At 51.9% G+C, this 22,011-nt stretch carries 23 protein-coding genes and 1 pseudogene; 16 read left to right on the forward strand and 8 right to left on the reverse strand.

The window, feature by feature from the left end; all coding sequences use genetic code 11:
* The first annotated feature begins 60 nt into the window (after window positions 1–60).
* From pstC to phoU, 4 genes are all read left to right on the forward strand, one after another.
* Window positions 61–1,020, forward strand: coding sequence for a phosphate ABC transporter permease PstC (gene pstC, locus NAL19_RS21490; RefSeq protein ID WP_015842338.1), 960 nt, complete (start codon window positions 61–63; stop codon window positions 1,018–1,020).
* The gene (gene pstA, locus NAL19_RS21495; RefSeq protein ID WP_015842339.1) at window positions 1,020–1,907 is read left to right on the forward strand and encodes a phosphate ABC transporter permease PstA; all 888 of its coding nucleotides are present in this window, start codon (window positions 1,020–1,022) and stop codon (window positions 1,905–1,907) included. Before pstC ends, pstA begins: the two co-directional genes overlap by 1 nt.
* An 86-nt stretch (window positions 1,908–1,993) precedes the next feature.
* A complete protein-coding gene (gene pstB / locus NAL19_RS21500; RefSeq protein WP_010681437.1) occupies window positions 1,994–2,767 on the forward strand; it encodes a phosphate ABC transporter ATP-binding protein PstB in 774 nt (257 codons plus the stop codon).
* Between the two features lie 12 nt (window positions 2,768–2,779).
* Window positions 2,780–3,511 (forward strand): phosphate signaling complex protein PhoU, encoded by a 732-nt coding sequence (gene phoU, locus NAL19_RS21505; RefSeq protein WP_225086345.1) that lies wholly within the window; start codon window positions 2,780–2,782, stop codon window positions 3,509–3,511.
* Between the two features lie 54 nt (window positions 3,512–3,565).
* Here phoU and NAL19_RS21510 read toward each other — a convergent pair whose 3' ends face one another.
* Window positions 3,566–4,138, reverse strand: a complete 573-nt coding sequence (locus NAL19_RS21510; protein WP_263058402.1) for a helix-turn-helix domain-containing protein — start codon at window positions 4,136–4,138, stop codon at window positions 3,566–3,568.
* A gap of 91 nt (window positions 4,139–4,229) precedes the next feature.
* Between NAL19_RS21510 and NAL19_RS21515 the strand changes: the two genes are divergently transcribed.
* From NAL19_RS21515 to NAL19_RS21540, 6 genes are all read left to right on the forward strand, one after another.
* Window positions 4,230–5,408: a benzoate/H(+) symporter BenE family transporter gene (locus tag NAL19_RS21515; protein WP_263058403.1), complete on the forward strand. Its 1,179-nt coding sequence runs from the start codon at window positions 4,230–4,232 to the stop codon at window positions 5,406–5,408.
* Window positions 5,409–5,556: 148 nt separating this feature from the next.
* Window positions 5,557–5,946 (forward strand): VOC family protein, encoded by a 390-nt coding sequence (locus tag NAL19_RS21520; protein WP_225086348.1) that lies wholly within the window; start codon window positions 5,557–5,559, stop codon window positions 5,944–5,946.
* A 189-nt stretch (window positions 5,947–6,135) separates the two neighbouring features.
* Window positions 6,136–6,795 (forward strand): hypothetical protein, encoded by a 660-nt coding sequence (locus tag NAL19_RS21525; RefSeq protein ID WP_225086349.1) that lies wholly within the window; start codon window positions 6,136–6,138, stop codon window positions 6,793–6,795.
* Window positions 6,796–7,011: 216 nt separating this feature from the next.
* Window positions 7,012–7,848, forward strand: a complete 837-nt coding sequence (locus tag NAL19_RS21530) for an ABC transporter substrate-binding protein (protein ID WP_225086350.1) — start codon at window positions 7,012–7,014, stop codon at window positions 7,846–7,848.
* A 95-nt stretch (window positions 7,849–7,943) separates the two neighbouring features.
* Complete coding sequence (locus tag NAL19_RS21535) at window positions 7,944–8,687, forward strand: amino acid ABC transporter permease (protein WP_263058404.1); 744 nt, start codon at window positions 7,944–7,946, stop codon at window positions 8,685–8,687.
* 1 nt (window position 8,688) lies between these two features.
* Window positions 8,689–9,417 carry an amino acid ABC transporter permease gene (locus NAL19_RS21540; RefSeq protein ID WP_263058405.1) on the forward strand — a complete coding sequence of 243 codons (729 nt, stop codon included), beginning with the start codon at window positions 8,689–8,691 and terminating at the stop codon, window positions 9,415–9,417.
* Window positions 9,418–9,604: 187 nt separating this feature from the next.
* Here the strand turns inward: NAL19_RS21540 and yieH are convergent, their stop codons facing one another.
* A complete protein-coding gene (gene yieH, locus NAL19_RS21545) occupies window positions 9,605–10,276 on the reverse strand; it encodes a 6-phosphogluconate phosphatase (protein ID WP_263058406.1) in 672 nt (223 codons plus the stop codon).
* Window positions 10,277–10,645: 369 nt separating this feature from the next.
* Between yieH and NAL19_RS21550 the strand changes: the two are divergent.
* A pseudogene (locus NAL19_RS21550) lies at window positions 10,646–11,982 on the forward strand (NCS2 family permease).
* Between the two features lie 56 nt (window positions 11,983–12,038).
* Here the strand turns inward: NAL19_RS21550 and NAL19_RS21555 are convergent.
* The 3 genes from NAL19_RS21555 to aegA form a co-directional block, all read right to left on the reverse strand.
* Window positions 12,039–12,782: a 4'-phosphopantetheinyl transferase family protein gene (locus NAL19_RS21555; RefSeq protein WP_225086355.1), complete on the reverse strand. Its 744-nt coding sequence runs from the start codon at window positions 12,780–12,782 to the stop codon at window positions 12,039–12,041.
* Between the two features lie 189 nt (window positions 12,783–12,971).
* Complete coding sequence (locus NAL19_RS21560) at window positions 12,972–13,481, reverse strand: 4Fe-4S binding protein (protein ID WP_263058407.1); 510 nt, start codon at window positions 13,479–13,481, stop codon at window positions 12,972–12,974.
* Window positions 13,478–15,502, reverse strand: a complete 2,025-nt coding sequence (aegA, locus tag NAL19_RS21565; protein ID WP_263058408.1) for a formate-dependent uric acid utilization protein AegA — start codon at window positions 15,500–15,502, stop codon at window positions 13,478–13,480. The genes NAL19_RS21560 and aegA overlap by 4 nt, the downstream gene beginning before the upstream one ends.
* A gap of 443 nt (window positions 15,503–15,945) precedes the next feature.
* Between aegA and NAL19_RS21570 the strand changes: the two genes are divergently transcribed.
* Genes NAL19_RS21570 through NAL19_RS21580 form a run of 3 tightly spaced genes read left to right on the forward strand, consistent with a single transcriptional unit; the run spans window position 15,946 to window position 17,651 of the window.
* Window positions 15,946–16,617: a CsgG/HfaB family protein gene (locus tag NAL19_RS21570; RefSeq protein WP_263058409.1), complete on the forward strand. Its 672-nt coding sequence runs from the start codon at window positions 15,946–15,948 to the stop codon at window positions 16,615–16,617.
* A gap of 18 nt (window positions 16,618–16,635) precedes the next feature.
* Window positions 16,636–16,995: a DUF4810 domain-containing protein gene (locus NAL19_RS21575; RefSeq protein WP_010281265.1), complete on the forward strand. Its 360-nt coding sequence runs from the start codon at window positions 16,636–16,638 to the stop codon at window positions 16,993–16,995.
* On the forward strand, window positions 16,992–17,651 hold the full coding sequence (locus NAL19_RS21580; protein ID WP_039498294.1) for a DUF799 domain-containing protein: 660 nt from the start codon (window positions 16,992–16,994) through the stop codon (window positions 17,649–17,651). The genes NAL19_RS21575 and NAL19_RS21580 overlap by 4 nt, the downstream gene beginning before the upstream one ends.
* An 84-nt stretch (window positions 17,652–17,735) precedes the next feature.
* Here NAL19_RS21580 and NAL19_RS21585 read toward each other — a convergent pair whose 3' ends face one another.
* Window positions 17,736–19,238 (reverse strand): MFS transporter, encoded by a 1,503-nt coding sequence (locus tag NAL19_RS21585; protein ID WP_263058410.1) that lies wholly within the window; start codon window positions 19,236–19,238, stop codon window positions 17,736–17,738.
* A 103-nt stretch (window positions 19,239–19,341) separates the two neighbouring features.
* On the opposite strand from NAL19_RS21585, the gene NAL19_RS21590 reads away from it, so the two are divergent.
* Entirely contained in the window at window positions 19,342–19,893 is a 552-nt protein-coding gene (locus tag NAL19_RS21590) for a TetR/AcrR family transcriptional regulator (RefSeq protein WP_225086359.1), read from the forward strand.
* Window positions 19,894–19,960: 67 nt separating this feature from the next.
* Here NAL19_RS21590 and NAL19_RS21595 read toward each other — a convergent pair whose 3' ends face one another.
* Entirely contained in the window at window positions 19,961–20,356 is a 396-nt protein-coding gene (locus NAL19_RS21595; protein WP_225086360.1) for a winged helix-turn-helix transcriptional regulator, read from the reverse strand.
* Between the two features lie 114 nt (window positions 20,357–20,470).
* Here NAL19_RS21595 and NAL19_RS21600 point away from each other — a divergent pair, with 114 nt between their 5' ends.
* On the forward strand, window positions 20,471–21,322 hold the full coding sequence (locus NAL19_RS21600) for an SDR family oxidoreductase (RefSeq protein WP_263058411.1): 852 nt from the start codon (window positions 20,471–20,473) through the stop codon (window positions 21,320–21,322).
* A 57-nt stretch (window positions 21,323–21,379) separates the two neighbouring features.
* On the opposite strand, the gene NAL19_RS21605 is transcribed toward NAL19_RS21600, so the two are convergent.
* Entirely contained in the window at window positions 21,380–21,943 is a 564-nt protein-coding gene (locus tag NAL19_RS21605) for a DUF6933 domain-containing protein (RefSeq protein WP_263058412.1), read from the reverse strand.
* Window positions 21,944–22,011 lie beyond the last annotated feature (68 nt).

Consider the following 22,011-nt stretch of genomic DNA (forward strand, 5'->3'; position numbering starts at 1 on the left):
GGAGAGGCAATCATAACCTCTCTGCCTTTCATATGTAGTTAAAAATGAGAAGAGAGACGTATGGCTGAGTACAAGCCAACTATCAAAGCCCCGGGAAAATATGGCGATATCCTCTTCAGCACGCTGGTAAAACTGGCGGCGCTGGTCACGCTACTGCTCTTGGGAGGCATCATTGTTTCCCTGATTGTGGCGTCCTGGCCCAGCATCGAGAAGTTCGGTTTTGCCTTCTTGTGGACGAAAGAGTGGGATGCGCCCGCAGAACAGTTTGGTGCTCTGGTGCCGATTTACGGTACCGTCGTGACCTCACTGATTGCTCTCATTATTGCCATCCCGATTAGCTTCGGGATTGCGTTATTTCTGACCGAACTGGCCCCCGCATGGTTGAAACGCCCGCTTGGCGTGGCGATTGAATTGCTGGCGGCCATACCGAGTATTGTCTACGGCATGTGGGGGCTGTTCATCTTCGCTCCGCTGTTTGCCGAATACTTCCAACAGCCGGTAGGCAACGTCCTGTCTGGCATTCCTATTGTGGGCGCGCTGTTCTCTGGCCCGGCGTTCGGGATCGGTATTCTGGCGGCCGGCGTCATTCTGGCCATCATGATTATCCCGTACATTGCGGCGGTGATGCGTGATGTGTTTGAGCAAACGCCAGTCATGATGAAAGAGTCTGCCTACGGTATCGGCTGTACGACGTGGGAAGTGATCTGGCGCATTGTGTTGCCTTACACCAAAAACGGCGTAATCGGTGGAGTGATGTTGGGATTAGGGCGCGCCTTGGGGGAAACCATGGCGGTCACCTTTATCATCGGTAACACCTACCAACTTGATAGCGCCTCGCTGTATATGCCAGGTAACAGTATTACCTCTGCGCTGGCGAACGAATTTGCTGAAGCCGAATCTGGTCTGCACACGGCGGCGCTGATGGAGCTGGGTCTGATTCTGTTTGTGATTACCTTTATTGTTCTGGCGTGTTCAAAGCTGATGGTGATGCGTCTGGCAAAAAATGAGGGGGCGCGCTAATGGCTACATTAGGCATAGAACAAGAAGCCGAACTGGCACGCTCACGGCGTAAAATGCAGGCCTGGCGTCGCCAGAAAAACCGCATTGCGCTGTTCTTATCCATGTCTACGATGGCATTTGGCCTGTTCTGGTTGATCTGGATCCTGTTCTCGACAGTGACCCGCGGCGTAGACGGTATGTCTCTGGCATTGTTTACCGAGATGACGCCGCCGCCGAATACGGCAGGTGGCGGACTGGCAAACGCCATCGTCGGGAGCGGATTACTGATCCTGTGGGCGACGCTACTGGGGACGCCGCTGGGCATCATGGCGGGTATCTATCTGGCGGAATACGGTCGTAAATCCTGGATCGCCGAAGTGATTCGTTTCATCAACGATATCCTGCTGTCAGCACCGTCAATTGTCGTCGGTCTGTTTGTCTACACGCTGGTGGTGGCAAAGATGCAGCACTTCTCCGGCTGGGCGGGTGTGATTGCGCTGGCGCTGTTGCAGGTGCCGATTGTGATTCGTACCACCGAGAACATGCTAAAACTGGTGCCGGATAGCCTGCGTGAAGCGGCTTATGCACTGGGTACGCCGAAATGGAAAATGATTTCTGCGATTACCCTGAAGGCATCGGTATCGGGCATCATCACTGGGGTGCTGCTGGCTATCGCGCGTATTGCTGGGGAAACCGCACCGCTGCTGTTTACGTCGCTGTCGAATCAGTTCTGGAGCACGGATCTGATGCATCCGATTGCTAACCTGCCAGTGACCATATTCAAATTTGCCATGAGTCCGTTTGTGGAGTGGCAACAGTTGGCCTGGGCAGGGGTTCTGCTGATTACGCTGTGCGTTCTGCTGCTGAATATTCTGGCGCGTGTTATTTTCTCTGCTAAGAAGCATTAATTAGCGAAGAAATCGTAATTCGTTGAGAAACAGTAAATAAATTCAAGGCGTTGCCAGGCAGCGCCAGGAAAAAGAGAGAAGTCTTGATGAGTATGGCTACTGAGACATCCAACAAAATCCAGGTACGCGACCTGAATTTCTATTACGGAAAATTCCATGCGTTAAAAAACATCACGCTGGATATTGCCGCGAATCAGGTTACCGCGTTTATCGGCCCGTCCGGCTGTGGTAAATCCACGCTGTTGCGTACGCTGAACAAAATGTACCAGCTCTATCCTGAGCAGCGTGCGGAAGGCGATATTCTGCTGGATGGCAATAACATCCTGACGGATAAGCAAGATATCGCCTTGCTGCGCGCCAAGGTTGGCATGGTTTTCCAGAAGCCGACGCCGTTCCCGATGTCCATCTACGATAACATCGCGTTTGGCGTGCGCCTGTTTGAAAAGCTGTCTCGCGCCGATATGGATGAGCGTGTGCAGTGGGCGCTGACCAAAGCGGCGCTGTGGCAAGAGACGAAAGATAAACTGCACCAGAGCGGCTATAGCCTGTCTGGTGGTCAGCAGCAGCGTCTATGTATTGCCCGCGGTATTGCGATCCGCCCGGATGTCTTGCTGCTGGATGAACCCTGTTCTGCGCTCGACCCGATTTCTACTGGCCGTATTGAAGAGCTGATCTCCGAGCTGAAAAAAGACTACACCGTGGTCATTGTGACGCACAACATGCAGCAGGCGGCGCGTTGTTCCGATCATACGGCGTTTATGTATTTGGGTGAGCTGATCGAGTTCAGCGATACTGATACCCTGTTTACTGCCCCACGGCAGAAACAGACTGAAGATTACATCACCGGCCGCTACGGTTGATTAGGAAGCATCATGGATAATCTGAATCTGAACAAACACATTTCCGGTCAGTTTAACGCCGAACTGGAACATATCCGCACGCAGGTCCTGACCATGGGCGGGCTGGTAGAGCAGCAACTGACGGATGCCATCACCGCCATGCATAATCAGGATGCGGAGCTGGCTCAGCAGGTCATCGAAGGCGATGCCAAAGTTAACATGATGGAAGTGGCGATTGATGAAGCCTGCGTGCGCATTATCGCGAAACGTCAGCCTACCGCGAGCGACTTGCGTCTGGTGATGGCGATCATCAAAACCATCTCTGAACTGGAACGTATCGGTGACGTGGCGGATAAAATCTGTCGCACCGCGCTGGAGAAATTCTCCCATCAGCATCAGCCGCTGCTGGTTAGCCTGGAATCATTAGGGCGCCATACCGTGCAAATGCTGCATGACGTGCTGGATGCTTTTGCCCGTATGGATCTGGACGAAGCGATTCGTATTTATCGCGAAGACAAGAAAGTGGATAAAGAGTACGAAGGCATTGTGCGTCAGCTGATGACTCACATGATGGAAGATTCCCGCACCATCCCAAGCGTACTGACCGCGCTGTTCTGCGCCCGTTCTATCGAGCGTATCGGTGACCGTTGCCAGAACATCTGCGAATTTATCTTCTACTTCGTCAAAGGCCAGGACTTCCGTCACCTTGGTGGCGATGCGCTGGAAAAGTTGCTGGCGCAGAAAGATAAAAAAGCGGAAGAGTAAGTTCGTTCTTACGCTTATCATGCTAACGCCCTGCTTGCAGGGCGTTATTTTTTATCACGATTTAGTTTTAGCAGGATAGTGAATCAGATCGTGGAAGCGTGCTGTGGTAGCGGTAGGGTTGTAGTAGCGGTGTTCTCTGTCGGCGGCAAAGCGTAGGGCATCCCCAGCGGACAGTGAATGCGTCTGCCCATCAATGGTCATTTCCAATTGACCATCCAGCACAATAATATGTTCGATCACCCCGTTTTCATGCGCCGATGAGGTGCTGCTGGCACCCGCTGCCAACTCAATGACCAACAGATCAAAACGCAGTTTTTCGTCGAAGGGGAAAAGCGGCACAACGTGCATTCCCACCTCGCTTTCCCTGAATGCTGAACCTGTCCCTGATCGATACGTCACGTCTTCCGCTGCGAGCGTCGGTTCAATGAAAGTAGAGAACGCCACATTCATACCGGTTGCAATTTTCCACAAGGTGGCCACCGTCGGGCTGGATTCGCCCCGTTCTATTTGGCCCAACATCGCTTTGCTCACGCCCGTTTCTTCTGATGTGCGCGTGAGGCTCCAGTTTTTCTCTTGTCTTAATATTTTCAAGATGTTGCCAATGCGGCGGGTTAGCTCATCAGACATCAATATTGGCTCCTGCTTGTACGTTATAACGCACGCTGCTATGTTAACGCTTTCTGTGCGTTATAACGCACGACAAGAGTGAAGGTATACCATGCCTGCGTCATTTGCGCTAAAAGATGTCAGCTTTTCGACCCTTATCGCCGGTTTTGTTGCGGTGCTGGTGGGCTACACCAGTTCGGCTGCCATCATTTTTCAGGCGGCGGAAGCGGCGGGTGCCAGCGCGGTACAAATCGGTGGCTGGTTAAGCATGCTGGGGATTGCCCAAGGGCTGGCATCGATTAGCCTGTCGCTATACTACCGTGCGCCGATACTGGCCGCCTGGTCAACGCCGGGGGCAGCGCTGCTGGTTACCACCTTGCCGGGTACATCGCTCAATGAAGCGATCGGCGTGTTTCTGTTTGCCTCCGCGCTTATCTTTATCTGTGGGATCACCGGTCTTTTTGCCCGACTGATGAACGTCATTCCGCAAGCCATTTCTGCCGCAATGCTAGCGGGGATTCTGCTGCGCTTTGGTGCGGATGCCTTTCTTTCTCTGCAACAGGACTTCTGGCTGACTTTTGCGATGTGCGTGACCTATTTGCTCAGCCGTCAGCTGCTGCCGCGCTTTGCCATCGTGTTGACGCTGCTTGTTGGACTGCTGCTGGCCTTATTCCGAGGGCAAATTACGTTCTCTGATTCACCGCTGGTCTTCGCCGTACCTGAGTTTATTACGCCGCACTTTTCGTGGGCATCGCTGTTGGGCGTCGGTATTCCATTTTTCATTGTCACGATGGCATCGCAGAACGCACCGGGCATTGCCACGCTGAAAGCCGCGGGCTATCAGGTTCCTGTATCCCCGCTGATTACCGTTACAGCATTAATTGCGTTGATATTGACGCCGTTCGGTGGTTTTTCCGTTTGTATCGCCGCGATTACCGCCGCGATCTGTATGGGGCCGGATGTGCATCCCGATCCGAAGAAACGCTATCTTGCTGCCGTTGCTGCCGGTGGATTTTATCTGCTGGCGGGCGTTTTCGGTGGGTCTATCGGACAGCTTTTCACGGCGCTGCCGCAGCCGCTGATTCACGCTATCGCCGGTTTGGCGCTGCTGAGTACCATTTCGGGCAGTCTGTATCGCGCTTTGCTGGATGAAAAACAGCGTGATGCCGCGGTGGTCACTTTCTTGATCACCGCTTCTGGACTGACGCTATGGGGGATCGGTGCGGCGTTTTGGGGACTGATCGGGGGGATGATGACCTGGTTTATTCTGTCAGTAAGGGAAAATAGTTAGAGCTAAATGCGTAAAGAAAAACACGCGAGAGGGAAATTTATCTTGAATGGGTCGTGTGATAAACAAAGCGGTGCTTCTGACTGAGGTAGTGTGGGCAATATAGCCCTATGTTAAATATGGGTGATGGATATATTAGAACGGAGGCCTTATGAACTTTCACCATCTGCGTATCGCTCGGCCAGTGAGTAACCTGAAGCTCAGCTGTGACATGTATTGTCGTGGGCTTAAGCTAAAAGAAGTAGGTTCCTTTTCAGATCATGAGGGATTTAGTGGATATATGCTGGGTCATACTGACTTAGGCTGGCACCTTGAATTTACGCAATGCCACCACCATGCTGTATCACCTTCTCCATCAGATGAGGATTTACTGGTTCTGTACATCGCGGATAAGGTGTTATGGGACGAGGCATGTTCAAGAATGGACGAGGCCGGATTTGCTAGAGTCAGCTCGTTCAATCCTTACTGGGATAAAGATGGTGTGACTTTTCATGATCATGATGGGTACAGGGTTGTTATCCAGAACCGGCAGTGGGAATAACCTTGACAGCGCTTTATAGGCCTATGGTAAATAGAATGTATAGGCTAGCTCACTCTGACTAGCATGAAAGCAACAAAGGCTCACCATATGGTGAGCCTTTGTTGTATCGCTACTTCTGTTGTCCTCGGGGGGAAGCATTACTGCTAACAAGTCCCGTGGCTAGTGATGTCAGTATAAGGATCGTTGACGATGCCGTCAAACAGCATAAAGGATAGCCTCTCTGCGGCCAGAATAGGAACGTATGAAAATATCGTCGGTGGACCGACTGGCTTGCTTCAGACAGAAAAAGCCTTAAGGCTTTACATGTGGAATGCGCAAATATCAGCAGCTTTTTTTGTTCCTCTTCATGTGTGCGAAATCCTCACGCGCAATGCTATTTCTGAAGTCATTGAAACGGTATACGGGGACAGATGGCCTTGGTCCATTGGTTTTGAGCGAAGCCTACCGATCCCTATCCATGGCTATAAGCCAAAAGATGATCTGATTAGTGGGCGACGAAATCAGCCAACGACGGGAAAAGTTATCCCTGAACTAAAGTTTGTTTTCTGGCAAAAAATGCTGACCGGAAGATTTGATACTCGCTTATGGAACAATCACATACTCACCGCTTTCCCTCATGCCGTCGCACAGGGCCTGAGTGCCGCGCAGCTGCGTCAGAATCTCTATAATGATTTAGAAACTGTGAGAAAACTGCGCAACCGCATTGCTCATCACGAACCTATAATCAACCGGAACCTGCTGGATGATTTCGCAACGATAAAAAGAATTATTGCATATCGGTGCGAACATTCGGTTGAGTGGATGCAAAACAATCAGATGCTGCTCCCGCTCCTTACACTTAAACCGTAGTAATACTGTGCCTGGCTGCCGTTATCTCTTCCGAAAAAGTCTGAATAGGAGATTTCCTGTCGCTTTCCATCACTCTACCTAGCTGTATTTGAATCAGGATAATCTGCCAGAATACCGAAGTAACATAAGGTTATATTATAGCTGTTTATGTTATTTCCGGCGTTTTCCCCCTGCTGATAGCCTGCTGCTAATACAGCAATAATCAAGGGGCAGGGAATGAAAAAGCATATTTTGACAGTGACTTTGTTGGCCGGATTGGCTTCCGTTTCTGGTGCGGCACAGGCCGATAAACTGGATGATATTCAGAAAGCGGGTGTGGTGAAAATTGCCGTCTTCGACAGTAACCCGCCGTTTGGCTATGTCGATCCGCAGAGCAAAAAGCTGGTGGGTTATGATGTAGATATCGCCGAGGCGATTGGTAAGGCGCTGGGCGTGAAGGTAGAGCTGCGAGCGACTAACCCGGCTAACCGTATTCCGTTGTTAAGTTCGCAGAAAGTCGATCTGATTGCTGCGAACTTCACCATTACCGATGAGCGCGCCAAGCAGGTTAACTTTAGTATTCCTTACTTCGCTACCGGACAGAAATTCATCGCCCGTAAAGGCGTGCTGAAAACGCCGGAAGATATTAAAACGCTGCGCATCGGCGCGGATAAAGGCACTGTGCAGGAAATTACCCTGCGTGAGCATTACCCGACCGCCAAAGTGATTTCCTATGACGATACGCCGTTGGCCTTTGCTGCGCTGCGTAACGGTAACGTTCAGGCCATCACGCAGGATGATGCCAAGCTGGTCGGTTTGCTGGCGAACGTACCTGATGCCCAGAAAGCCGAATTCGAAATCTCCCCGTTCAGCATTACCAAAGAGTATCAGGGGGTTGGGATTCCGAAGGGTGAAGAACGCCTGACGGCGAAAATTAACGACACGCTGATTAACCTGGAGAAACAGGGTGAGGCGAAGACGATCTACGATCGCTGGTTTGGGCCAAGCACGAAATCGGCTCAACCGCGCGGCGATTTCACCTTTGCCCCGTTGGATCAGCAACCTAAATCCTGATAGCTGGCATCTTCGGTGCTATGATTTTAGCCCTCTGCATTGCAGGGGGCATTTCTATTTGTATCTCGTAATAATGAAAAAGAGAGAGAAAACGCATGGATACGGCGCTGCAATCGCTTGAGTCGTGGCTGTTGGCTCCTCAGTACCTCATCTGGTTGTGGCACGGTTTTCTGATCACGCTGGGCATTTCCCTGAGTACGATCGTTCTGTCTACGGCGCTGGGTTTTCTGCTGGCCGCGGCCAGAGACAGCCAGATTCGAGTGCTGAGCGGTGTCGTGGTCGCTTACAGCTCGTTATTTCGTAATACGCCGCTGCTGGTGCAGTTGTTTTTCTGGTATTTCGGTGCTGGGCAGCTTTTTCCCTCATCGATGATGCAATGGCTGAACACCCCGCATACGCTTTCGCTCTTCGGTACGACGTTGGCGTGGCCTTCTTTTGAGTTTCTGGCGGGATTGGCCGGGCTGACGCTCTACTCCAGCGCGTTTATTGCCGAGGAAATTCGCTCTGGTATTCGTGGCGTGGCGCGCGGGCAGAAGTACGCGGCGCATGCTCTGGGGTTAACCGGTTGGCAATCCATGCGCTATGTGGTGCTGCCGCAGGCGTTAAAAATCGCCCTGCCGCCGCTGCTGGGGCAATACATGAATATCGTTAAGAACTCGTCGTTGACGATGGCGATTGGCGTCGCTGAATTGTCTTACGCGTCGCGTCAGGTGGAGACGGAAACCTTACGCACGTTTCAGGCGTTTGGCGTGGCGACGGTGTTGTACATCGTGATTATTGCCGTGATGGAAGGCTGGGGCATGTGGCGTCAGCAGCGTAGTCTGACGGAGAGACACTGAGATGGATTTTACCGTTATCACCGATAACATCGGTTATTTGATGTGGGGCACGTTCCCGGATGGCCCGCTGGGTGGCGCGGCGCTGACGCTAGTGATGAGTCTGCTGGCGGGCGTAGTCTCTGCCATCTTGGGTACGATTTTGGGCGTGGCGCTGGCGATGTCCCGGGGATGGTGGAGTGCGTTGTTGGCGATGGTGCTGGGGTTCTTCCGTGCGATTCCCGTCATCATGCTGATTTTCTGGACCTACTTTCTGCTGCCGATCGTTTTTGGCGTCGATATCCCTGAAATTACGACCGTGGTGTGTGCGCTGGCGCTGATCGCCTCGGCGTATCTGGCGCATGGCGTGAAGGCCGGCATTGTCGCTATTGGGCGCGGTCAGTGGCAGGCCGGACTCTCGCTGGGATTAAGCCGCTGGCAGGTACTCTGGCAGATTGTCCTGCCGCAGGCGCTGCGGATGATGGTGCCTTCTTTCATTAACCAGTGGATTTCCCTGATTAAAGACACCTCATTAGCCTACATTGTTGGCGTTGGCGAACTGACGTTTCTCGCTACGCAGGTCAATAACCGCAGCATGGTCTACCCGATGGAAGTTTTCCTGTTTGTCGCGCTGGTTTACTTTGTGTTTTGCCTGTCATTGGAACTGCTGGCTAACCGGGTTAACGCCCGTTTTAGCCAGCAGGAAAAGCAGCCGAAACGCCGTCTGCTGTGGTGGCGGAATAAGCCAGCCTGAGGATGAAGATTGTCGACAAACCTATTTGCAGAACAAAAACGGGATTAACGGAATAGAAGAGTAAAGCGTTTGCGCCAGGGATGGCGCAATTCGAGCTTACATGGATGTACTTGCAGCGTCTTTACGATCTATCCGTTACTCCCGCTCGGTGACCTTTGTCAGTAACCTCAAACTGCCTTTTGGTGGTTTATTCCTGCGCGGTGATGTTCCAGCCCTTTTCGCGCCAGATTTGCGGCAGTTCACGCATATCATCGAACATCGTGACCAGCGGGTGATGAATCGGCTGATTATGGGGGGCGGCGCAGTAATAGAACACCGGAATGCCCGCAGCGATGCCAGCCTGTACGCCAGCGGCGGAGTCTTCAACCAAAATGCAGTGCTCAATCGGAAGCTGTAGCTGCTCGGCAGCGTGATACAGCACCGCCGGATCGGGCTTCCACTTTTTCAGATCGTAGCCGCTGTAGAGATGGTCGCCAAACAGATCGAGCATATTCGTCAGGCCGAGTGAATGCTGCATTTTACTGACCGGTCCATTGGACACCACGGCCATCGGAACGGTAATGGACTGCGCTAACTCACGTGCGCCCTCGATAGGTTGCAGGGACTCATCGAACAGCCGTTTCACCTCTTGCCGGAAATGACGCTCCGCGTCTTCTACCGATACGGTTAAACTGTGCTGCTGGCTGATACGGGCAATAATCTCGTACAGCTTCACGCCCTTGTAGGTTTTTATCACCTCCTCCAATGATAGGTTCACCCCGTATGGGATGAAGATATTCACGTAAGCCTGACAACACAGCACTTCGCTATCAACCAGCGTGCCATCACAGTCGAAGAAGACGCATTCAATACGGGGCATGACTAATCCTTATTGATGAAATAAAAGCAGATACACTAATGCTGGCTGTTTAAGAACCGAGATACACGGAGCGACCACGGTGCGAGGCTTCCCTGCGGGAACCTCATCCCCGTGTTTCTCCTAATAATGGGCTTAAGTGAGCAGCATTAAGCGGATAACCCTACTTTAACCAATTGGCCCGATATTGCGACCTGCAAAGCCATTTTTAGCGCTATCTTGCGTAAAATCAGGGGGATTTAACCGAGAGAAAACGATGACGTTAATAGGTTCTTCTTATTCGATGAAAAAAAACGTGGGATCAACGTAAAAACGCAGCGTTTTGTTATAGGATACCCGACGACAGTTATTCCCTTCTTTGGATTGTTACTCATGAATAAATCACAACCCGGTCTTGCTACCGAGCAGGGCCTGCTGGAGCGTGTGTTTAAACTTAAACAACACGGTACGACAGCACGTATGGAAACGATTGCCGGTTTCACGACGTTTTTGACGATGGTCTACATCGTTTTTGTTAACCCGCAGATTCTGGGCGCGGCGGGGATGGATACCAAAGCGGTCTTTGTGACCACCTGTTTGATTGCCGCATTCGGCAGTATTTTGATGGGGTTGCTGGCGAACCTGCCTGTGGCACTGGCTCCGGCAATGGGTCTGAATGCGTTTTTCGCTTTTGTCGTCGTCGGCGCGATGGGGCTGCCGTGGCAAGTTGCGATGGGTGCTATTTTCTGGGGCGCAATCGGTTTCCTGTTGCTGACCATTTTCCAGATTCGCTATTGGATGATCGCCAATATCCCGCTTAGCCTGCGTTTGGGTATCGCCAGCGGTATCGGGCTGTTCATTGCCATGATGGGTCTGAAAAATGCCGGCATTATCGTTCCTAACCCAGAAACGCTGGTGACCATTGGTAACCTGACGTCACACAGCGTGCTGCTGGGGGCGCTGGGCTTTTTCATTATTGTGGCGCTGGCGTCACGCAATATTCACGCCGCGGTGCTGATCTCCATCGTCGTGACCACCTCGATTGGCCTGCTACTGGGTGATGTGAAGTTTGCTGGCGTGTTCTCTATGCCGCCGAGCGTTACGTCGGTAGTTGGTCAGGTTGATTTGGCGGGGCGTTAAATCTGGGAATGTCCGGCATTATTTTCTCTTTCATGCTGGTTAACCTGTTCGACTCCTCCGGTACACTGATCGGCGTAACGGATAAAGCCGGTCTGGTCGATGCGCGCGGTAAGTTCCCGCGTATGAAACAAGCGCTGTACGTTGATAGCGTTAGCTCTGTGGCCGGTTCATTTATCGGAACCTCCTCCGTTACAGCGTATATTGAAAGCTCCTCTGGCGTATCCGTCGGTGGACGCACCGGCCTGACTGCCGTCATCGTGGGTCTGCTGTTCCTGCTGGTAATCTTCCTGTCACCGTTGGCGGGTATGGTGCCTGCCTACGCGGCGGCTGGCGCATTGATTTACGTGGGCGTACTGATGACGTCCAGCCTGGCGCGTGTGAAGTGGGATGACCTGACGGAAGCGGTTCCAGCCTTTATTACCGCTGTGATGATGCCGTTCAGCTTCTCGATTACTGAAGGGATCGCGCTGGGCTTCATTTCTTACTGTGTGATGAAGCTAGCGACGGGACGCTGGCGTGAAATCAGCCCATGCGTGGTTGTCGTTGCGCTGCTGTTCCTGCTGAAAATCGTGTTTATCGACGGGCATTAATCCGTTCGTGGCTCCAGGGCTTTCCTGGAGCCACAAGTCTGCGACAAGGCAGATGGCTACTGTGAAGCGATAGAGGTGACTTTTTCTATCGTATGGCTGGTTAATTTCATATAGCGTAAAGACTGGCGCTGTTGCTGTAGAATTTCTCCCGCTTTTCTCATGCCCGATGCCGATGTATATTTCCACATGATCAATCGGTTAAGCGTCGGTATATGGGCACAGGCCCAGGCAAGATAATCATCAACATCGCTCATCACTTCTACGGTGGGGATGCGGGTTGAACGCAGCCTGCCAGAAGCGGGGTGAAGTTTCAGGTGATTGGGAGGGTGGCTGTTTACGCCAGGGATTTTCATTAATGACTGGCGAATGGTGCATAGCTGCGTTGCCGCTTCCAGCGGATCGCGCTGAGCGTCGATCCACGCCTGTTCGGCCTGTGTCTGCGCCTGCATCTGTGGAATAGCCTGATTCGTCGGCCTGACATGAACGATTTCGATATCCATACCCACGCTTCCTTCTTCACTCAGGAGGATGGCGATGGTGTTGCCTGCATAGCCGATGCTGAAATTGGGCATATTGGGATCGGCAAAATAAGGGCGTCCTTCAGGGGACTCCAGCAGTGTGGGTAACAGCGGATAGCCGAAAAAATAGAACATCATCTCAGCCAGCAGCACGCGACTTTTCAGATAACGCTCGCGGCGTTTGGCTGAAAAACCTTGTGTTGATGAGATGAGCCTATCGGGCAGTCTTTGTAAGTCAGGAAGCGCTTCCGTGCTTGTCCACCTGACAAAATGGCAGGTCATTGTTCACTCCGTGATCGTGATAAAAGATGGGAACCTATCAGGCATTACCAATGCATATTATCAGACAAATATGTGATCTAAAGAAAAATCGATGGATAAATCGGCGATAATTATTAATTAGGCACAACGAATTTTCTGCATTGTGTGTTTTGTGGCGATTCTTCCCTGTTCGCCACCTTCCAGTCTGTTCTAATGGTTCGGCCATCCCAGCGCGGAACGCCGCTGTTTTTCCAGCGTCTGCTTACGCAGCTCATCTGCGGTCACTAAGCGTAGTGCCGATGTTGGACATACGCTGACGCAGGATGGGCTCTGGGCGACATCCACGCACAAATCGCATTTGTGAACCTCGCTTTGCGTGAGGTGTGATTCTCCTTCGTCATTCGATGCTTTCGTCACCACATTGATGGCCCCGAAGGGACAAGCGACGACGCAGCTTTTGCAGCCGATGCAGCGGGACTGCATCACCTGGATGCTGTCCCGATCCCGCACCAGCGCGTCATTTGGGCAGACGCTGGCACAGGGTGCATTCTCACACTGCCGACACAGGACAGGGACGCTGACGCTGGCGCTTTTGACGACCTTCAGGCGGGGAAAGAAGTGAGAAGGCCTCAGCTGCGCGCTATGGGCGACCGCGCAGGCGATCTCACAGGTTCGGCAGCCGATACATTTTTCTGCTTCAGCGATGATAAATTGGTTCATGAGCGAACCTCCTCGCGGGTTGCGTTCATCTCAGGACGTTGTGGATGCGCGGGAATCGTACCCGTGACGGCGGTCAGCCCCATTGTCGCCATCATTCCCAATGCGGCTTTGCGCCCGTCGGCAATGGCGGTCACGACCAGATCGGCACCGCGTACGGCATCACCACCGGCAAAGATACGCGGGTGATTAGTCTGGCAAGGTATCTGGCTATCAAGCGGGGTGGTGATGTACCCCCAGTTATCCAGATTGACGCCGGCCTCTTCCAGCCACGGCATGTTGTGTGACTGAAAGCCAAATGCGGTGATCACGGCTTCCGCAGGCTGCACGAATTCTGAGCCAGGAATGGGGCGCGGACGACGACGACCGCTGGCGTCAGGCTCGCCCAGTTCGGTGAGAACCAGACTAATCCCGCAGACTTCGCCCTGTTCATTGAGGCAGATTTTTTGTGGCTGGACGTTAAACAGGAACTCTACGCCTTCTTCACGGGAGTTCTTCACTTCTTTTTTCGAGCCCGGCATGTTGGCTTCATCACGACGATACGCGCAGGTGACGGATACCGCACCCTGCCGAATGGACGTGCGCAGACAATCCATCGCGGTATCTCCACCGCCGAGTACCACGACGCGCTTGCCCGCCATCGAGATATAAGGTTCATCCTCTCGTTCAGGCAGACCCATCACGTGTTTGGTATTGGCAATCAGGAAGGGAAGCGCATCGAAAACGCCGGGAGCCTCTTCATTATCAATGTTGGCCTTCATGGAGCGGTAGGTGCCTACGCCGAGGAAAACGGTGTCATAGTCGTCCAGAAGGTGAGCCAGAGAAATATCTTTCCCCACTTCGGTATTCAGTCGAAATTCGATTCCCATGGCGCTGAACACCTCACGACGATGAATCAGGACGTCTTTATCCAGCTTGAACGACGGAATGCCGAACGTGAGCAGCCCACCAATTTCCGGGTGACGGTCGAATACCACGGCCTGCACGCCGTTGCGAGCCAGCACATCGGCACAGGCCAGCCCAGCCGGACCCGCACCGACAATCGCCGCGCGTTTTCCGCTGGGAACGACATGCGTCATGTCGGGCGACCAGCCCATTGCCATGGCGGTATCGGTAATGTAGCGCTCAACGTTGCCGATGGTGATAGCACCGTACTCTTTACCCAGCGTACAGGCTCCTTCGCATAGCCGATCCTGCGGGCACACCCGACCGCAGATTTCCGGCAGGCTGCTGGTTTGGTGCGACAACTCAACGGCTTCAAGAATACGCCCCTGCTTCGCCAGACTCAGCAGTTCAGGAATATTATTATGCAGCGGACAGGTCCACTCACAGATCGCGCGTTTGCCGCAGGAAAGGCAGCGATCGGCCTGATCTTCCGTCTGCTGCATAGAGAAGCCATGATAAATTTCATCAAACGTGGAGGTTCTCTGGGTCAGCGGCTTTTTCTCGGCATCCTGGCGCGGCCAGTTCTTTCTTTTACTGAGCGGATTGGTTGTCTGCGCCTTCAGTACAGGCGTTTCACGCTGCCAGTGGGAGGCTGAACGCAGTGCCATCATCTGCTGTTTTTCCTGACGGCGAGCCACTAACGTTTGTTCGCTGACTAACTGCAAGGCTTGCGTCGGGCAGGCTTCTACGCACGCTTGCCCTTGGGGGCGATCGGCGCAGAGATCGCATTTATGGGCGACGGTGCTGTTGTCCGCAGGGTTGGTCACCATCGACATCGCACCGAACGGGCAAGCCAGTACACAGCTTTTACAGCCAATACACTTTTCCTGAACGAGTTGAATGCTATTGTCTTTTCTGATCAAGGCCTGCGTTGGGCACACGCTGGCACAAGGGGCATCTTCACAGTGACGGCATGTCACGGCAGCCCGCAGCGTTGGCGTATTGAATGCCTTGATTCTGGGCTGAAACACCGTGGTGCTATCTGGATACCGCTCATCATTGTGTGAAATAACACAGGCGATTTCGCATGCATGGCACCCCATACAGTCTTGAGTACTGGCAATAACAAATCGGTTCATTACCTTTTCCCACTCTGGATCCCTCGATCGTGGCCTTTATCCTAATCGCTGGATAACGCCCTGACCTTGATATAGAGCAGGTTAAAAGTCGGTTAATGTTAAATCTCACTCAGGTTATTAATGAAATTATTGAATCGTTTCAGTCAGTTGTAATGTTATGTGAAAGTAATGGCATGGTTGCATATAACCTTGTTTTTTATCCTTTTTAAAGCGATTTATTCCAGGTAAAAATTCTGGTTTTCATGATTTTTGTTCATTTTCCCATGAAATAACTCGTTACTTTTCCTTACGCCCCTCATAATGTCGAACGCTATTTAAATGCAGCAAAACAGTGTTTTATCAAAGCAATGTTTCTGCTAAATAGTATGTTTAGGGCATTTTCATTATTAATCAATAACCTAGAATTTATCAGGGTTAATGGATTGTCACTAAGGGATAGTGTTATGAATAAAAAGGTCGTTCTTTGTTCTGTATTCATGTCAGCAGCGTTATTGAGCGGATGTGCGACAGAGTCTTCCCGTACTGTAGAAGCACAAAAAGTCACTTCTTACAGTACGCCTTATCAGGGCGTTCGCAGCCCGATTTCCGTCGGAAAATTTGAAAACCGCTCTAACTATATGAACGGTATTTTTTCTGATGGGGTTGACCGCTTAGGTAATCAATCCAAGACCATTCTTGTTAGCCATCTTCAGCAGAGCGGCCGCTTTAATGTGTTGGATCGTACCAATATGGAAGAGCTGAAAGCGGAAGCGGGTATTAAAGGACAAACGCAGACGCTGAAAGGCGCGAGCTATGTTGTTACTGGCGATGTGACCGAGTTTGGTCGCAAAGAAGTGGGCGATCATCAACTGTGGGGCATCCTTGGGCGCGGTAAGACACAGGTTGCTTATGCAAAAACTACGTTGAATGTGGTGAATGTACAAACGTCTGAAGTCGTGTATTCCGTACAGGGCGCGGGCGAGTACACCTTGTCCAACCGTGAAATTATCGGTTTCGGCGGTACGGCCAGCTATGACTCGACGCTGAACGGTAAAGTGCTGGATTTGGCTATTCGTGAAGCCGTCAATAATTTGGTTGCGGGAATTGAAAGTGGTGCCTGGCGCCCAACGAACTAATGGAATAGGAATATAACCATGTTATCTCATAAGAAAATTGTCCTGCTGCTTGCAGCGACAGTACTGGCTGGTTGTGCGTCTCAGCCAAAAACGATTTATAGCTGGGACAAGTATCAGCCCGCACTTTACGATTACTATCAACAAGATAAAGTTGGCCCTGAGCAGCAAATTCTTGCGTTGAATGAATCGATCGAAAAAGCGAAAGCCGCAAACAAACCTGTCCCGCCGGGACTCTATGCTCAACTTGGGTTGCTGTATGCCAATACTGGCCGTGATAGTGAAGCTCGCCAACAGTTTGAAACTGAAAAAGCGAAATTCCCTGAATCAGCACCTTTTATGGACTTCCTGTTGAGTAAAAATAAAGGGAGCATTAAATGAATCGTTTCTTAGGATTATGTGGTCTGGTTTTTGCGCTGGTGCTGACCGGTTGTGCTAAACCCGTTCCCTATGACTACACGGCATTTAAGCAGAGTAAACCTAAGTCTATTCTGGTATTGCCGCCGGTTAACCATTCGCCGGATGTGAAAGCGAGCTATAGCCTGCTTTCACAAGTTACCTACCCGCTGGCGGAATCCGGTTATTACGTCTTGCCTGTCGCTGTCGTAGACGAAACGTTCAAACAGAATGGTCTGTCGACTGCGGCGGATATTCATGCGCTGAGTACGGCGAAGCTGCACCAAATCTTTGGTGCTGATGCTGCGCTGTATTTGGACGTAAAAGAGTACGGTACGTCATACATCGTGATTAACAGCGAAACCCGCGTTTCTGCGGATGCGCGTCTGGTTGATCTGCGTACCGGAAAACTGCTGTGGAGCGGAAGCGCAACGGCGTCCAGCAACGAGCAGCAATCAAACGCTAACGGCGGCATTATCGGTATTCTGGTGCAGGCCGCAGTGAACCAGATTGCGGACACGATCTCTGACAAAGGCCACGATGTTGCGGGCGTGACCAGCGCGCGCCTGCTGGCGGCGGGCCATCCACGCGGTATGCTGTACGGGCCTCGCTCATTGCAATACGGTAAAGAAACGTACTGATCCGTTATGTAGTACGTTGCCAAATCGCCATTACCAACGCCGTTCGTCATTGAACGGCGTTTTTTATCGTCTTAGCCTATGGCGCTATACATCAGCGGCCTGATGACGATGTTGTTTATTATGGCGGGTTGTCCAGACGAAGGCCGCGGTCAGCAGCAGGATCAGCGTGGCTGCGGCCAGCACAATGGAAAATCCGGAATCAAAGGCGGAATGGGCCTGTGCAGTAAGAGTCTGTCGCATATTTTCCGGTAAGGATTCGGCAAAAATTAATGCCTCGTCCAGGCTGTCATACGCGGTGTCCGATGCGGCAAACCCAGCGGGTAACATAAACGTTGCGGAATAAGCGAAAGACAGCAAGCTGCCCATCAGCGTCACGCCCGTCGCCCCTCCTAATTCATAGGACACTTCTTCGATTGACGCTGCCATACCCGCTTTTGTCGCTGGAGCAACTTGCATAATGGTGCTTGATGCAGCCGTCATGGTGGAACCCACGCCGGCGCCAATCACCATCAGGCAGATGATTTGTACGACGATGGGGGCATTGTGGAGCAGCAAATAGCTTCCCATTCCGAGCCCGGAAACCAGCAGGCTGGCGGATAACATCGTCCCGCTATTTACGTGCGGCAGTATCTTTCCTGTTAACGGGCCGGAGATGAAGGACGCCAATGACAGCGGCAAAATGAACAGTCCCGCCTGTAGCGGAGACAGCCCGACCACAAGTTGTAATCGTTGGGTGAAAGCCAACTCCATTCCGATCAAGGCGGCGGCCGCCACGATAGCCGCGGCTACGGCCGCGCTGAAAGGCTGTAGGCGGAAGAGTGAGAAATCGACCAGAGGATGTTTGCTGTTACGCTGACGCCGAACGAACAGGGTAATAAACACCACGCCGATCAGCAGTGCGATGAGCGCATCTTCATAAGACGGAACCCGCTTGCCCAGCTCTTTGATGGCATAGGTGATACCAATCAAACCAACCATAATTAATAGAGAACCGATGAAATCCCAGCGGTGAGAGGCGTTGCCCGGCCGGTGTGGAATCACGGTGATTCCCATGATGAGCGCAAGCAGCACGACCGGTACGTTAATGAGGAAAACTGAGCCCCACCAGAAATACTCAAGCAGTATCCCGCCCATCACGGGGCCAAACGCCGCGCCGCCAGAAGCCACCGCGGCCCAGATACCGATCGCCAGTGCGCGTTCCCGTTCATCAGTAAATGTCAGACGAATAATCGACAGTGTGGCGGGCATCATCATTGCGGCACCGACCGCCAGCAGCGCGCGAGCGGCGATAAGCAGACTGGGTGTGGGCGAATAAGCGGCAAACAATGACGCTGCACCAAAGACCAGTAGCCCGGAAATAAATAGAGGTTTATGGCCCAGCTTATCGCCCAACGTGCCCATCCCCAGCAGTAAACCGGAGGCAACCAGCGCATAGATATTAACGATCCACAGCTTTTCCGATGCCGTCGCGTGCAGGTCGTGAGTCAGTGTCGGGAGTGCGGTATACAGTACCGTCATGTCGATAACGATCAGGAACAGTGCACTAGAAACAATGGCCAGAATCAGCCACTTTTTTGGTGATTGCATCACAGGATCTCTGCCTCGATCTTCCATTTTTCATCTGTTGGATAGCGTTCTGATGATATAGAATTGCTTTTTAAATACAAACGTATTTTAAATTGGGGAAGGTATGGGGCGTCATAAGAGCATTAATCGTGCAGGCGTGTTGGATGCGGCGGAACAGATCGTTCACACACAGGGCATTGCCTCGTTGACGATTGATGCGGTCGCCAAAGCCGCGGGCGTGACAAAAGGCGGTATTCAGTCGTGCTTCGGCACGAAAGACGAGCTGATTAATGCCATGTATCAGCGTTGGGAAGATGAATTTGATGAGATGACGGCTGCATGCATCGGTACGGATGACAGCCCGGAAGCCAGAGTTCGAGCGTATATTGACGTCACTTATCGCACGGATGCCGCAGAAGGCGATCGCGCGGCGGGTATGATGGCTTCATTGCTGAACATGCCTGAGCATCTTGCTAAATCACAGGCGTGGTATGACCGCCAGTTGTCTGGGCTTGACCTGAATTCCCAGGAAGGGCGAGATGCTCGTCTGGCGTTTCTGGCATCGGAAGGGGCATTCCTGCTGCGCTATTTTGGCTTTATGGCCGTCGATGACGAAACCTGGCAAGCCATTTTCACGGACATTTCCCGCCTGCTGCCCGATCGTGCCCCTTCCTGATTAAGGCGCTCTGTTCAGGGGCGCATTGTTTTATGAATTATTGTTTTGTGACTTATTGTTTTATTTCCTATTGCTCACTTGGCTGTTGTGCCGCCAGAATTTCGTCCAGATTTCCCTCAACCCATACTGCCAATTCTTTTACCCGCTCGCCTACTTCTTTGCCTAGTGGCGTCAGGCTGTATTCAACATGTGGCGGAACAACCGGATAGGCGATTCGCAGGACAAAACCATCACTTTCCAGCCATTGGAGAGTCTGCGCCAGCATGCGTTCACTCACTCCATCGATCCGCCTACGCAACTGACTGAAGCGATGTGTATCATCAAGTAATGCGATTAAAATCAGTACACCCCAGCGACTAGTAACGTGGTTAAGTATCTGGCGTGACGGACATTTTTCAGCAAAGACATCACCGGATGGCAGAATAGGTGGCAATAAGTCTGCGGATGTTTTGGATTGTTTCACTATACTTACCTTTATGTATGTACTTACTTAAAATTAGCTTTACCGATATTATGCCATTCAGTTCTTGTTAACAAAAGACAGTCAATAAAAGACAGCCAATAAAAGGAGCTTGAGATGATTGCTATTACTGGTGCATCTGGCCAACTGGGCCGCTTGGTTATCGCAAAATTACTAGAGAAGGTTCCGGCGAACGAGATCGTGGCGCTGGTGCGTGATGTCAATAAAGTTGCCGCTCTATCTGCAAAAGGCGTGCAGGTGAAAGCGGCGGATTACAATCAGCCAGAGGCGCTGGCTGCTGCTCTGCAAGGGGTGGATAAAGTGCTGCTGATCTCTTCCAGCGAGGTCGGTCAGCGTGCGACACAACACCGCAATGTTATTGAAGCAGCGGTGAAAGCCAGCGTGAAACTGGTGGCATACACCAGCCTGCTGCATGCGGATAAATCCCCTCTGGCGCTGGCAGAAGAACACAAGCAGACGGAAGCGCTGCTGAAAGAGTCTGGTTTGCCACATGTCCTGCTGCGCAACGGCTGGTATACCGAAAACTACGCGGCCAGCATTCCTGCTGCGCTGGAACACGGTGTATTTATTGGTAGCGCGGGCGAAGGGAAAATTACCTCTGCCACGCGCGAAGACTTCGCTGCCGCGGCGGTCGCGGTGCTGACGCAGGAAGGACAGGCCGGTAAGGTTTACGAACTGGCTGGTGACGAGCCTTACACGCTGACGGAGTTGGCGGCAGAGATTAGCAAACAGTCTGGTAAATCCATTGGTTATCAAAACCTGTCTGAAGCTGAGTTCACCACGGCGCTGGTTTCCGCTGGGTTACCCGATGTTTTCGCGCAGATTATTGCCGATTCAGACACCGGAGCCTCCAAAGGCGGCCTGTTTGATGACGGCAAGCAACTGAGTCGCCTGATCGGTCGCCCAACGACGCCACTGTCAGCCGTCGTGAAAGCAACGCTGAAGTAATGCGTAAAAAGTAACGCGTAAAAGCTCGGCCCGGAGATAATTCTGGGCCGATTACCATTACACAACTGCTAATCTAGACAGTAATGACAGCATTTCTTTCTGTGGCCAAAGATATCCACGATCTTTAACTGAACAAGGTCTATCAGCCAGTAATTGACCGAGAGAGTAACCCGCTAATTCAGCCATGTTGAGGCTATCAAATCGCACTATGTGCTCAATATCACCTTTCATCTGATTCAATGTACCTTGCACAGAACGGCTGCACTGCGTATCGACCTGTAGCGGGCGTAAATAATGTTGTGCTGCGCTGAGGTGTTCTTCATCTGCTCCACACTTGAGTAGGGTATTGATGAAGCTATCCACAAAATAGTTGTTTAGCTCTGCGAAATCCTTCTTTATCAACGCCGGAAGTACCAAAGGAAACCGGGTGGCGTCATGAACTAGCAGTACGCAATTCCGTCGCTGTAAAGTGATTAGATTTCCGTGCCAACTGCTCAGTGGGTTGATATCTACTGTGGGTTGCGTAAATAGCCACTGGCTGCGTGGTGTAACAGCAAGTTGACTGCTGTCATTCAGCGGTAAACGATTGAATAGCTTGTGTGTGGCATGAAGTTGAATCATCTTATCCCCTTGTTCTTCTGTATCCACCTTATTGCTTATATTCTGTTTACACGCCATAGCAGGTAAAT

The organism is Pectobacterium sp. F1-1 (assembly GCF_025643735.1).
Lineage (GTDB): Bacteria > Pseudomonadota > Gammaproteobacteria > Enterobacterales > Enterobacteriaceae > Pectobacterium > Pectobacterium colocasium.